The 12378-nt window shown below is 72.4% G+C and carries 11 protein-coding genes and 1 pseudogene; all 12 read left to right on the top strand.

Translation table 11 applies throughout. The features are described from left to right. Nucleotides 1-86: pseudogene (locus tag IO20_RS41580) on the top strand (DNA starvation/stationary phase protection protein); the annotation flags it as partial. After that, nucleotides 86-370 (top strand): hypothetical protein, encoded by a 285-nt coding sequence (locus IO20_RS0127865; protein ID WP_030554898.1) that lies wholly within the window; start codon nucleotides 86-88, stop codon nucleotides 368-370. The pseudogene IO20_RS41580 and the gene IO20_RS0127865, both read left to right, overlap by 1 nt. A 233-nt stretch (nucleotides 371-603) precedes the next feature. Further along, entirely contained in the window at nucleotides 604-1455 is an 852-nt protein-coding gene (locus IO20_RS0127860; RefSeq protein ID WP_030554896.1) for an alpha/beta fold hydrolase, read from the top strand. 35 nt (nucleotides 1456-1490) lie between these two features. Next, nucleotides 1491-2444, top strand: a complete 954-nt coding sequence (locus IO20_RS0127855) for an alpha/beta hydrolase (protein WP_030554895.1) — start codon at nucleotides 1491-1493, stop codon at nucleotides 2442-2444. A gap of 59 nt (nucleotides 2445-2503) precedes the next feature. Continuing rightward, entirely contained in the window at nucleotides 2504-4372 is a 1869-nt protein-coding gene (locus IO20_RS0127850; protein WP_037636392.1) for an amidohydrolase, read from the top strand. A gap of 17 nt (nucleotides 4373-4389) precedes the next feature. Next, nucleotides 4390-5127, top strand: coding sequence for a GPR1/FUN34/YaaH family transporter (locus IO20_RS0127845; protein WP_030554892.1), 738 nt, complete (start codon nucleotides 4390-4392; stop codon nucleotides 5125-5127). A gap of 57 nt (nucleotides 5128-5184) precedes the next feature. After that, complete coding sequence (locus IO20_RS0127840; RefSeq protein WP_030554891.1) at nucleotides 5185-5499, top strand: GNAT family N-acetyltransferase; 315 nt, start codon at nucleotides 5185-5187, stop codon at nucleotides 5497-5499. Between the two features lie 70 nt (nucleotides 5500-5569). Next, entirely contained in the window at nucleotides 5570-6295 is a 726-nt protein-coding gene (locus tag IO20_RS0127835; RefSeq protein WP_030554890.1) for an alpha/beta fold hydrolase, read from the top strand. Nucleotides 6296-6399: 104 nt separating this feature from the next. After that, on the top strand, nucleotides 6400-7731 hold the full coding sequence (locus IO20_RS0127830) for an ABC transporter substrate-binding protein (protein ID WP_030554889.1): 1332 nt from the start codon (nucleotides 6400-6402) through the stop codon (nucleotides 7729-7731). After that, the gene (locus tag IO20_RS0127825; RefSeq protein ID WP_030554888.1) at nucleotides 7731-8696 is read left to right on the top strand and encodes a carbohydrate ABC transporter permease; all 966 of its coding nucleotides are present in this window, start codon (nucleotides 7731-7733) and stop codon (nucleotides 8694-8696) included. The genes IO20_RS0127830 and IO20_RS0127825 overlap by 1 nt, the downstream gene beginning before the upstream one ends. After that, nucleotides 8693-9580 carry a carbohydrate ABC transporter permease gene (locus IO20_RS0127820; protein WP_030554887.1) on the top strand — a complete coding sequence of 296 codons (888 nt, stop codon included), beginning with the start codon at nucleotides 8693-8695 and terminating at the stop codon, nucleotides 9578-9580. The genes IO20_RS0127825 and IO20_RS0127820 overlap by 4 nt, the downstream gene beginning before the upstream one ends. After that, nucleotides 9577-12372 (top strand): ATP-binding protein, encoded by a 2796-nt coding sequence (locus IO20_RS0127815; RefSeq protein ID WP_030554885.1) that lies wholly within the window; start codon nucleotides 9577-9579, stop codon nucleotides 12370-12372. The genes IO20_RS0127820 and IO20_RS0127815 overlap by 4 nt, the downstream gene beginning before the upstream one ends. The last annotated feature ends 6 nt before the right edge of the window (nucleotides 12373-12378 follow it).

The raw sequence follows: 12378 nt of genomic DNA, 5'->3' as shown, positions 1-12378 counted from the left end.
TCGTCTCCGAGGTCATCCGCACCGGCGAGGCACAGGTCTGGTTCCTCGCCGAACACCTCGTGGACACCCCTCTGGTACGCGGCTGATGGACACGTACGACGTCGGCACCGACCTCGTCCGCGATGAGGTCCTCGCCGACGTCGGCCGGCGCCCGCGCACCGCGGACCTCGGTCCGGACTCCGTCGGCCCGGTCGCGAGCGTCGGTCTCACGGAACGCGCGGCACGTGCGGCGGTCTCGCGGTACATACGGTGGAGCGTCGCTTCGACGCCGCAGCCGGGGTCGCGCTCCACGCGGACGAGCACCGAGGCCTCGCCGAGCCCGTCGTCGACGAGCCCCGACGCGTCGTCGGCTGCGTACTCACCGGCCTGACGGCGACCGAGCTCATCCACCCGCCCACCGTTGCCCCCGCGAGAGACCCCCTCCGATCGCCTCGGGTTCGCGCTGCCCGCGTCCCCGACCGGGGGCGGGGTCAGGCTGCGGCTCGTGGAAGCGTACGACCTTCTGAGGCGAGGTCCCTACCGCTCGACCGGCGCATCAGCCCGAGCACGCCCGAGCACGCCCGAGCACACCCGAACGCTTCACCACCCGACAAGGAAAACCCCATGCATCCCACGAGGCGCACTCTCGCCCTCGCCCTCGCCCTCCCGGCCACGGTGGCCTCCCTGCTGGGCGCCGCACCCGCCGCCCCCGCCCGTCCCGCGAGCAGCCCGGCCGCCGCCGACACCGACACCGACCGGCACGGTCCCAAGCCCACGATCGTCCTGGTCCACGGGGCGTTCGCCGACGCCTCCAGCTGGAGCGGCACGATCAGGCGGCTGCAGCGCGCCGGCTACCCCGTCCTGGCCCCCGCCAACCCGCTGCGCGGTCTCGCCGCGGACACCGCCTACCTGCGCAGCGTGCTGGCCGCCGTCGAGGGACCCGTCGTCCTGGTCGGTCACTCCTACGGCGGCGCGGTCATCAGCGGTGCCGCGCTGGGCGACCGCCGTGTGAAGGCTCTCGTCTACATCGCCGCGTTCACCCCGGACAAGGGCGAGAGCGCGGCCGAGCTCGCCGCCAAGTTCCCCGGCTCCACCCTCGGTGACGCGGTGAACCCGCGGTCGTACCCACTGCCCGGCGGTGGCACCGGCACCGAACTCGTCATCGAACGAGCGAAGTTCCACGGGCAGTTCGCCGCCGACGTCCCCGCCGCCGACGCGGCGGTCATGGCCGCGACCCAGCGCCCGGTCGCCACCGCCGCGCTGGAGGAGAAGGCCGGGGAGGCGGCCTGGAGGACGATCCCGTCCTGGGCGCTGATCGCCACCGCCGACAAGAACATCCCGCCGGCCGCCGAGTGGTGGATGGCCCGGCGCGCCGGCTCGCACATCACCGAGGTGGACGCCTCGCACGCCGTGGCCGTCTCCCGGCCGGCCGTGGTCACTCACGTGATCCTCGCCGCCGCGCGCGCGACCCGTTGAACCCGCCCCGTACCCCCTTCGAAGGAGAACCCGTCATGCCGAACCGCCCGATCCTCGAGCCCGCTGCCCAGGCGTTCGCCGATGCCACCGCCGAGCCGCCGTTCCTCTACCAGATTCCCGTGGCGGACGGCCGCAAGGCCGTGGACGGTGTCCAGAGCGGTGAGGGTGTCGCGCTGCCCGCCGTCGACGAGGAGTGGGTCACCGTTCACGGTGGCCCGACCGGCGATGTCCGTGCCCGGATCGTCCGTCCGCGCGGCGTCACCGGCCCGCTGCCCGTCGTCCTCTACATCCATGGGGCCGGCTGGGTCTTCGGCAACGCCCACACGCACGACCGGCTCGTCCGGGAACTCGCCGTCGGGACGGGGGCGGCGGTCGTCTTTCCCGAGTACGACCTGTCGCCCGAGGCCCGTTACCCCGTCGCGATCGAGCAGAACTACACCGTCGCCCAGTGGGTGGCCCGCGAAGGTCACCACAAGGACCTGGACGGCAGGCGGCTCGCGGTCGCGGGCGACTCGGTCGGCGGCAACATGACGGCGGCCCTGACCCTGATGGCCAAGCAGCGCGGCGACGTCCGCATCGCCCACCAGGTCCTCTTCTACCCGGTGACCGACGCGGGCTTCGACACCGACTCGTACCACGCCTTCGCCGAGGGCTACTTCCTGCGCCGTGACGCCATGAAGTGGTTCTGGGACCAGTACACGACCGAGGAGGCCGAGCGGGCCCAGATCACCGCCTCGCCGCTGCGCGCCACCACGGAGCAGTTGACCGGTCTGCCGCCGGCCCTGGTGATCACGGCCGAGGCGGATGTGCTGCGCGACGAGGGTGAGGCGTACGCGGCGAAGCTCCGTGCCGCCGGCGTCCCGGTCACGGCCCTGCGCGTCCAGGGCGTCATCCACGACTTCGTCATGCTGAACGCGCTCCGTGAGACGCGGGCCGCGGAACTCGCCATCGGCCTCGCCACCGACACCCTCCGCAAGGCCCTCGCATGAGCGGGCAGCCGACCGGGCAGCCGACCGGCGGAAGTTCGGTGCACGGCCCGTCGACGAGCATGCCGGTGGCGGGCCTCGTCCCCGCCCCGAGGCGGGAACACGCGCACGCCGACCTCCTCGTCCGTAACGCGAAGGTCTTCACCGGTGACCCCGACCGGCCCGAGGCCCGTGCCGTCGCGATCCGCGACGGCCGGGTCGCGGCCCTCGGCGACGACCACGACCTCGCCCACCTCGTCGGCCCGGAGACGAAGGTCGTCGACGCCCTCGGCCGCCGGGTGATCCCCGGCCTCAACGACTCGCACCTGCACGTCATCCGGGGCGGCCTGAACTACGTTCTGGAGCTGCGCTGGGACGGGGTGCGCAGCCTGCGCCACGCCCTCGCGATGCTGCGGGAGCAGGCCGGCCGCACCCCGAAGGGGCAGTGGATCCGCGTCGTGGGCGGCTGGACCGCCGAGCAGTTCGCCGAACGCCGGATGCCGACCGTCGCGGAGTTGAACGCCGCCGCTCCCGACACCCCCGTCTTCGTCCTGCACCTCTACCAGTCGGCGCTGATGAACCGGGCCGCCGTCAAGGCCGCCGGATTCACCCGCGAGACCCCCGATCCGCGCGGCGGGCAGATCGTCAGGGGCCGAGACGGAGAACCCAACGGAGTCCTCCTCGCGGCGCCGAGCGCCCTGATCCTGTACTCGACCCTGGCCAAGGCGCCGGCTCTGGACGAGGCGGACAAGCGGACGTCGACGCGCCACTTCCTGCGTGAGCTGAACCGCTTCGGTCTGACCTCGGCGGTCGACGCCGCCGGCGGGTTCCAGAACTTCCCCGACAACTACGCCACCGTCATGGACCTCGCCCGGTCGGGGGAGCTGACCCTGCGGATCGCCTACCACCTGTTCCCGCAGACGGCCGGCCAGGAGCTCGCGGACCTGAAGCGGTGGACGGAGATGGTCAAGCCCGGTGACGGCGACGAGTGGCTCCGGCTCAACGGTGCGGGGGAGAACCTGACCTGGGCCGCCGCCGACTTCGAGAACTTCTCCGAACCCCGTCCCGAACTCGCCGCCGGCTACGAGAGCGAGTTCGAGCAGGCGGTCCGGCTGCTGCTCGAGAACGGGTGGGGCTTCCGGCTCCACGCCACCTACGACGAGACGATCCGCCGCGACCTGGCCGTCTTCGAGAAGCTCGCCGCGGAAGGGCTCTTCCCCGGTGGCAACCGCTGGCTCTTCGACCACGCGGAGACCGTCTCGGCGGGCAGCCTGGACCGGATCGCGGCCCTGGGCGGCGCGGTGTCCGTGCAGAACCGCATGTCCTTCCAGGGCACCGCCTTCCGCGACCGGTACGGCCCCGAGGCCGCCGCGCACACCCCGCCGGTGCGGGCCATGCTCGACCGGGGCCTGACCGTTGCCGCCGGAACGGACGCCACCCGCGTCTCCTCCTACAATCCCTGGGTCGCACTGCACTGGCTGGTCACCGGCCGTACCGTCGGCGGCACCGCCCTCTACCCGGCCGGCAACCTGATCGACCGCGAGACCGCCCTCGGCCTCTACACGCGCGGCGGGGCCCGCCTCACCGGAGAGCAGGACGTCAAGGGCATCCTCCGCGAGGGCTTCTACGGCGACCTCGCGATCCTGTCCGACGACTACCTCACCGTGCCCGAGGCCGTCATCCCCGACATCGAGTCCGTTCTCACCGTCGTCGGCGGCCGCGTCGTCCACGCGACGGCGGAGTACGTGGGCCTCGACGAGGTCGTCCCGCCGGTCAGCCCGGAATGGAGCCCCGTGGCCCACTTCGGCGGCTACCTGTCGCGCGGCGCGCGACAGGTGGTGTCCGTGGCCGAGGCCGTCGCCGAGTCCGAGCAGCACCGCCGCTGGCGCGTCGCACGCGGCTCCGTCCCCGACACGACGCCGTCCTTCGTCGACCCCTGCTTCGACCACTGAAAGAGAGATTTCCCCCGATGCCCGCAGCCTCCCCCGCCGCCGACAGCGGCGACACCCCGGCGGCCTCGCCGGACGCGCCTGAGGGCCGCCGTTTCGAGCCGGACCTCCGGTCGATGACACGGATCAACCTGCACCCCATCGCCTCCCCGATGCCGCTCGGCTTCTTCACGATAGCCATCGCCTCCGTGATGACGGGCTGCCTCCAGCTCGGGGTCTTCGACGAGGCGGCCCGCGCCGCCGTCGCCTTCACCGTGCTTCCGGCCTTCGTTCTCCAACTCCTCGTGAGCATCCTGGCCTTCGGCGCCCGTGACGTGATCGCGGCGACGCTCATGGCGGTCTTCGCCGGCAGTTGGCTGGCGTACGCGCTGGTCATGTTCAGCGGCGCGGCCGACGGCCTGCGGGTCCTCGGCGTCTTCAACCTGGCGCTCCTCTGCTTCGGGGCCCTGATGACCGCCGTGACCCGGCCCAAGCGGGCGCTGTGGCTCGTCCTCGCGGTCTCCCTCCCGCGCTGGGCGACCACGGGCCTCGCGGGCATCACCGGCGCCGAATGGCTGACGCGCACGTCCGGGGCGCTCGGCCTCGTGGTGGCGCTGGTGGCGATGTACACGGCGTTCGCCCTGATGTTGGAGGACATGCGCAGCGAGCAGGTCCTGCCCATCGGCCGCAGCGGCCCCGCCCACCTCGCCGTGGAGGGCGACCTGTCGGTGCAGCTCCGCAACCTGGAACGCCAGGCGGGCGTACGCCGCACGCTCTGACCGCGCCCACGCACCCGTCCCACCCGTCCGTCCCACCACGAACGCGCAGGAGCACCCATGGAACCGCAGGTGAAGGACCAGCCCCAGAAATCCCGGTACGAGATCCTCGCCGGTGACGACGGCACCGAGACCGCGGGCTTCGCCGAGTACCACCTCTCGGAGGGCGAGATCGCCTTCATCCACACCGAGATCGACAGCCGGTTCGCGGGCCAGGGCCTGGGCGGGCTGCTCGCCCGTGGAGCCCTCGACGACGCCCGCGCGCGCGGGCTCCACGTCCTGCCGTACTGCCCCTTCATCCGGGGCTGGATCGGCAAGCACCCCGAGTACACCGACCTGGTTCCCGAGGCGAGGCGCGCCCGCTTCGGCCTGTGAAGCACCTCCACACGCCCCCACCTCCGCACCCCGCCTCCCCATCCCCTTTCACCCTCCGAGGAGTACCCCCATGTCCCGCCACGCCCGCCCCACCGTCGTCCTGGTCCACGGCGCCTTCGCCGACGCCTCCAGCTTCGCCCGTGTCATCCCCGAACTGACCGCCGCCGGCATGGACGTGGTGGCCCCGGCGGTGCCCAACCGCAGCCTCGTCGACGACGCCGCGTACATCGCCTCGGTGGTCCGCGCCGTCGAAGGCCCCGTGATCCTGGTCGGGCACTCCTACGGCGGCGCCGTCATCACCCTCGCCGGCGCGGAGGACAACGTCCGCGCACTGGTGTACCTCGCGGGATACGCGCTGGAGGAGGGTGAGAGCCTGGGCGAGCTGCAGGGACGGTTCCCCGACTCCGGTCTCGGCGACGCGCTCGTCTACACCCCGTTCCCGGTGGCCGGCTCCACCGAGACCGGCACCGACGTCTCGGTGGAGATCGAGAAGTTCCCCGCCCTCTTCGCCGCGGACGTCGACCCCGACCTCGCCGCGGTCCTGGCCGTCTCCCAGCGACCCCTGGCCGCACGTGCCTTCTCGGAGGCGGCGCCGGTCGCGGCCTGGAAGACCAAGCCCTCGTGGGGCCTCGTCGCCACCTCCGACCGCACGATCAACCCCGATGTGGAGCGCTTCGGCTACGAGCGCGCCGGCATGACCACCGTCGAGGTCGACTCCTCACACCTCGTCATGCTCGCCCAGCCCAAGGCCGTGGCGGAGCTGATCCAGGACGCGGCCCGGTCCACCGCCCACTGACCCCGGCCGGTCGGGATCGAACGATTAGTCGATTTTGTTCGAGCGCTGGTAGCTTCGGATCGCCCCCGAGGACTCCTCGGGGGGCGATCGGAGGAGATGCACCCATGAGGTTCGGCGCGAGGCACACGCTCGCCGTCATCGCCCTCGCCGCCCTTGCCACCGCCTGCGGTGTTCCGCAGGAAAGTGGTCCGCAGTCGCACACCGCCGTCCACTGCGAGCCGTACGCCAGGTACGGCGAGCACCCCGGCACCAAGGTCACCGTCTACGGGGAGAACCGGGACCGGGAGGCCGATCTGTTCGAAGAGACCTGGGCGGACTTCGCGGACTGCACGGGAATCGACGTCCAGTACGAGGGCGACGGGGAGTTCGAGGCCCGGATACAGCTCCGGGTCGACGGCGGGAGCGCGCCGGATGTGGCGTTCTTCCCTCAGCCGGGGCTCCTGGAACGCTTCGCGCGGGCGGGGAACCTCAAGCCCGCGAGCGCCGGGGTCGTGGCCCTCGCGAAGCAGGGCTGGTCTGCTGACTGGAACAGCTACGCGACCGTGAACGGCACCCTCTACGGCACGCCGCTGGTCGCGAACGTGAAGTCGTTCGTCTGGTACTCGCCGAAGTTCTTCCGCGACAGGGGACTGAGCGTGCCCCGCACCTGGGCCGAGCTGATGGCCGTGACGGAGAAGGTCGCGGCGTCCGGCGTCAAGCCGTGGTGCGCGGGCATCGAGTCCGCCGAGGCGACCGGCTGGCCCGTGACGGACTGGATCGAGGACGTCCTGCTGCGTCAGCAGGGCACGGACGTCTACGACCAGTGGGTCGCCCACGAGATCCCGTTCAACGACCCGCGGGTCATCAAGGCCATGGACACCGTGGGGTCCGTCCTCAAGAACGACCGCTACGCCAACGGCGGTTTCGGCCCCGCCCGTTCGATGGCGTCGATCTCCTTCCAGGAGGCCGGCACACCCGTTCTCTCCGGCGACTGCGCGATGCACCGCCAGGCCTCGTTCTACGCCGACATCTGGCCGAAGGGCACCGAGATCGGACCGGACGAGGACGTCTACGCCTTCCTCCTGCCGGGGACCGACCCGGACCACCGCCCCGTACTCGGCGGAGGAGTGTTCACCGCGGTGTTCGCCGACCGTCCCGAAGTGCGGGCCTTCCAGGAGTATCTGGCCTCCGCGGACTTCGCGAACGCGCGGATGAAGAAGGGCCCCTTCGCCTCGGCGAACAAGGGCGTGGATCCGGCGAACGCCGCCACCCCGGTCGACAGGCTCTCGATCCAGCTGCTCCAGGACCCCGGGACACAGTTCAGGTTCGACGGTTCCGACCTGATGCCCGCGTCGGTCGGCGCCGGGACGTTCTGGAAGGGAGCCGTCGACTGGATCGGCGGCGCGAGCACCCGGCAGGTCGCCGACTCCATCGAACGGTCCTGGCCGAGCCGCTGATGTCGTTCGACGCCGTCGCCCAGCAGCCCAAGCTGCTGTACCTGCTCCAGGGCATCGCCGCCTTCGCGGCGGTGGTCTCCCTGATCCTGCTGGCGCTGCACAGGGGGCCGGTCCGGAGAAGGGCCGCCGCCCTCCTCCTGCTGGCCCCCGCCCTGCTGCTGCTCACGGTGGGTCTCCTCCTGCCCGGCCTGCGCACCCTGGCGCTGTCGTTCACGGAGAACGGGGGAGACGCGTGGGCCGGCTTGGACAACTACGTGTGGACGGTCACCGACCCCCGGGCGCGGGTGGCGCTGCGCAACACCCTGGCGTGGGTGGTGCTCGTGCCCCTGCTGGCGACCTCGGTCGGCCTGCTCTACGCGGCGGCCGTCGCCCGGTCGCGGTTCAGAGCGCTCGCGCTGTCCCTCGTCCTGATGCCGATGGCGATCTCCTTCGTCGGCGCGGGTGTCGTCTGGAAGTTCGTCTACGCCTACCGCCCCGCGGAGGCCGGACAGATCGGGCTGTTGAACCAGCTCGTCGTCGCGTTCGGCGGCGAACCGAGGCAATGGCTCGTGGACTCTCCCTGGAACGTCCTGTTCCTCATCGTGGTGATGGTGTGGACACAGGCGGGCTTCGCGGCCGTCCTGCTGGCCGGCGCGATCAGAGCCGTCCCCGGAGAGCTGACCGATGCGGCCCGACTCGACGGGGCGTCCCCCCGGCAGATCCTCTGGCGGATCACCATGCCGTCGATCCGGCCCACGCTGCTCGTCGTCGTCCTCGCCCAGGCGATCGGCACCTTCAAGGCCTTCGACGTCGTCAGGACCATGACCGGCGGACAGTTCGACACGGGGGTCATCGCCCACGAGATGTACGACCAGGCCTTCCGGTACGGCGACACGGGCCGCGGTGCGGCGCTCGCCGTGCTCCTCTTCGTCCTCGTCACCCCCTTCGTCGCCCACCAGGTACGGGCACAGCGGAGGGCGGCGTGAACGGCGTCCGGGAGCAGCTGTCCTCCCGCGCCTTCACGGCGATCGCCGTGGTGATCGCGGTCCTCTGGACGACACCGGCCCTCGGTCTGCTGATCTCCTCGTTCCGCCCCGAGGAAGAGGTCAAGACGACGGGCTGGTGGACCGTGTTCGGTACACCGCGTCTCACGCTCGACAACTACGGCGAGGTCCTGTCCGGCGGCGGGAACGGGTCGGGGCGGCTCGCGGAGCACTTCGTCAACTCCGTCGTCATCACCCTTCCCTCGGTGCTGTTCCCGCTGGTGCTGGCGTTCTTCGCCGCGTACGCCCTGGCGTGGATCGACTTCAGGGGGCGGGACGCGCTCGTCGTCGGCGTCTTCGCGCTCCAGGTCGTGCCGCTCCAGATGGCGCTCGTCCCCCTCCTGAAGCTGTTCTCCCAGGGCTGGCTGTTCCTGCCCGCGTGGAACCTCACCGGTCCCGCGCGTTTCGGCCAGATCTGGTTCGCCCACACGGTCTTCGCGCTGCCGTTCGCGGTGTTTCTCCTGCACAACTTCCTGGCGGGGCTGCCCCGGGACCTGATCGAGGCCGCCCGCGTGGACGGCGCGTCGCACGGGACGCTGCTGCTCCGGATCGTGCTGCCCCTGGCCCGCCCGGCCCTGGTCTCCTTCGCCATCATCCAGTTCATCTGGGTGTGGAACGACCTCCTCGTGGCACTGACGCTGTCGGGCGGGTCGGCCGAGACCGCGCCGATGACGGTCAGACTGGCGAGCCTGACCGGGACGTACGGCAACGAGTGGCAGCGGCTCACCGCAGGAGCCTTCGTGGCGGCCTGCGTCCCGCTGCTCGTCTTCTTCTCCCTCCGGCGGCACTTCGCACGGGGACTGCTCGCCGGATCGGTCAAGGGATGAGCACCGACCGGCCCCAGGGAGAAGGCACAGCGGTGCCCGGGAGCACGGCGCTGAGCAGGCCCGGGCTGCGGGGCCGCGAGGCCGAGCTGGAGCGGCTGCGCGCCCTCGTCGAGGCGGTGCGCGACGGCGAGGGCGGAGCGACCGCGCTGATCCTGGGCGAGCCCGGGATCGGGAAGACCGTTCTGCTGCGCGAGACCCTCTCGATCGCGCGGGCTCACGGGTTCGTCGTCAGCCATGGACGCGCCGAGGAACTGCACGAGCTGGCACCGCTCGCCTCGCTGGCCTCAGGCCTCCTGCACGGTGACCCGCCACTGCTGTCCAGTACGGACTTCGCCGACCTCGCGGGCCACCACGACCAGCGCATCTGGCTCGTCGAACGACTGGCCCAGCTGATCGAGGAACGCTCGGCGGGCACGCCCGTACTGATCGCGGTCGACGACGTCCACTGGGCCGACCCGCTGAGCCGGTTCGCCCTGAGCGTCATGCCGGCACGGCTGCTCAGCTCCCCGGTCCTCTGGCTGCTCACGGGCAGGAACGACCCGGAGCTGTACGGACAGGGGCCGCGGCCGACGACCCTTCCCCTCCGGCCGCTGTCCGACACGGCCCTGGCCGAACTGGCCAGGGACGTCCTCGGCGGGGACGTGCCGGCGCGCGTCGCGGAACTCCTCGACGGCGCGGGAGGCAACCCCTTCCTCGCGGCCGAGATGCTCACGGGCTTCGCGGCATCGGGCGCGGACGCGCCGGAGCAGCCCTCGGGCGCGGACACCTCGGAGCCGCCGGAGCGGCTGGTCCTCGGCGTACGCGACCGGCTGGCCGATCTCCGTCCGGACACCCTCCACTTCCTGCGGATCGGCTCGGTCCTCGGCCGCGCGTTCTCGCTCGCGGACGCCGCCGCCCTGTGCGGCCGGCCCGCCTCCGGACTCAGCGCCGAAGTGGACGAGGCGCTCGCGGCCGCCCTCCTCCACGACGACGGCGAACGCCTCCTGTTCCGCCACGACCTGCTCCGCCAGGCGGTGTACGCCGATCTCGCCCCCTCCGTACGCCGGGCGCTCCACCGTGAGGCGGCGAGCCGACTCGTCGCGGCGGGCCGCAGCTCCACCGACGCGGTCCCGCACCTGCTGAAGAGCGCCGAACCCGGCGACCAGGAGGCGATCGGACTGCTCGGCACGGCCGCCGCGGACGTGAGCGCCGTGATGCCCGACCTCGCCGCCGACCTGGCCGTACGCGCCCTGGAACTCGTACCGCCCCATGCGCCCATGATGTTCGACGTGGGAGAACGGGCCATCGTCGCGCTGACCCGCGCGGGCCGGTACACCCAGGCACGGGACACCGGCGACACGCTGCTCGCCCGGCAGCCGCCCCTGGACGTCTTCGCCCGACTGCAGTCCGTCCTCGGCGACACGCTGTGGCACCTCGACGACGTCCACGAGCTGACCCGCCGCTCGACGGCGGCACTGGCAGCCGTCACCGACCCGGTGATCCGCGCCCGGCTCACCGCCCGGCAGGCCCTCGCCCGGTCCCGCGGAAGCGACCTCGGGGCCGCTCGGGAGACCGGCGAACGGGCGCTCGCCGAGGCGGCGCGCTCCGGTGACCGGGAGGCCCGTGTCCTCGCGTTGTGGGGCCTCGGCGAGATCGCCCTCAACGCGGGCGACTGCGCCGCCGCCGTCGAACACCACACGGCGCTGAGCGTGTTCGACGCGGCGTTCCTGCCCGAGGAGGCCGTCGCGCGGATCCACATGGACGACTTCGACACCGTACGGCGACTGCTCCGGACGGCCGACGACGCTCCCCTGCGTCCCGCCATGCTGATCTGGGCCCAGGGAACCCTGAACATGGGGCTCGGCCGGCTCGACGACGCGGACGCCGACCTCGTCACCGCCGAGCGGCTCGAAGCGGACCTCCACGTGCCCGGCAACCTGGTCAACATCCGCGTCAACCGCGGCATCCTCGCGCTGCTGCGCGGCGACCGCGAAGCCGCGCGGGAACACCTGGACGTCGTGCGGGCGGCCGTGGCCGACCGGCCGAACACGGGCAACCACGCCACGCACCGGTACTTCGAGGCCGTCGTCGCCGACGCCGCCGGCGACCACGCGGCAGCGGTCGAACTGGTCCGGTCCGTGCAGCGGGACCACCCCTTCCTCCGATGGCGGCTCCTGCGCCCCCACGTCGTCCAGGCCGTGCGGATCGCCCTGCGCGGCGGGGACCGGAACCTGGCCGAGGACCTCGCGGCCCAGGCGGCGGAGCACGCCACCCGCAACCCTTCCGTGCCGACCGCGCAGGGGACGGCCGCCCACGCGGCCGGCCTGGTGAACGCCGACCACGCACTCCTGGAGCGAGCGGTCCGTATCCTCCTCACCGGCCCCCGGCCGCTGTCCCTCGCCGCCGCGTCCGCCGACCTCGGGCGCGCCCTTCTCGCGGCAGGCGACCCCGCCGCGACACCCGCCCTGACCAGGGCGCACGACATCTACGCCCAGGCGGGGGCCGACGCAGAGGCCGACCGGGTGCGGGCCGATCCGGAACGGGCCACACTCCGCTCCGGCCGACGTACCGGACGCCTCCGGCCGCGCCCCGGCCAGGGCTGGGACGCGCTCACGGCCTCGGAACGCAAGGTGGCCCGGCTGATCGCCGCCGGTCACACCAACCGGTCGGCCGCGGAGACCCTCGTCGTCTCCCCGCACACGGTCAACACCCATCTGGCGTCGATCTTCCGCAAGCTCTCGGTGCGCTCCAGGGTCCACCTGGCCCGGATCGTCCTCGCCGAGGACGACGCCGGAACGGCCACCGGCGGCTGAGCGACC

The organism is Streptomyces exfoliatus, from assembly GCF_000725545.1.
GTDB classification, from domain to species: Bacteria; Actinomycetota; Actinomycetes; order Streptomycetales; family Streptomycetaceae; genus Streptomyces; species Streptomyces exfoliatus.
This window is presented reverse-complemented; position numbering and strand designations above follow the sequence as displayed.

What these genes read in the sequence shown, in the direction of transcription:
- IO20_RS0127850 (WP_037636392.1), top strand. Translation starts at nt 2,504, where the DNA reads ATGCCGGTGGCGGGCCTCGTCCCCGCCCCGAGGCGGGAACACGCGCAC.
- IO20_RS0127825 (WP_030554888.1), top strand. Translation starts at nt 7,731, where the DNA reads ATGTCGTTCGACGCCGTCGCCCAGCAGCCCAAGCTGCTGTACCTGCTC.
- IO20_RS0127815 (WP_030554885.1), top strand. Translation starts at nt 9,577, where the DNA reads ATGAGCACCGACCGGCCCCAGGGAGAAGGCACAGCGGTGCCCGGGAGC.
- IO20_RS0127835 (WP_030554890.1), top strand. Translation starts at nt 5,570, where the DNA reads ATGTCCCGCCACGCCCGCCCCACCGTCGTCCTGGTCCACGGCGCCTTC.
- IO20_RS0127840 (WP_030554891.1), top strand. Translation starts at nt 5,185, where the DNA reads ATGGAACCGCAGGTGAAGGACCAGCCCCAGAAATCCCGGTACGAGATC.
- IO20_RS0127830 (WP_030554889.1), top strand. Translation starts at nt 6,400, where the DNA reads ATGAGGTTCGGCGCGAGGCACACGCTCGCCGTCATCGCCCTCGCCGCC.
- IO20_RS0127855 (WP_030554895.1), top strand. Translation starts at nt 1,491, where the DNA reads ATGCCGAACCGCCCGATCCTCGAGCCCGCTGCCCAGGCGTTCGCCGAT.
- IO20_RS0127845 (WP_030554892.1), top strand. Translation starts at nt 4,390, where the DNA reads ATGCCCGCAGCCTCCCCCGCCGCCGACAGCGGCGACACCCCGGCGGCC.
- IO20_RS0127860 (WP_030554896.1), top strand. Translation starts at nt 604, where the DNA reads ATGCATCCCACGAGGCGCACTCTCGCCCTCGCCCTCGCCCTCCCGGCC.
- IO20_RS0127865 (WP_030554898.1), top strand. Translation starts at nt 86, where the DNA reads ATGGACACGTACGACGTCGGCACCGACCTCGTCCGCGATGAGGTCCTC.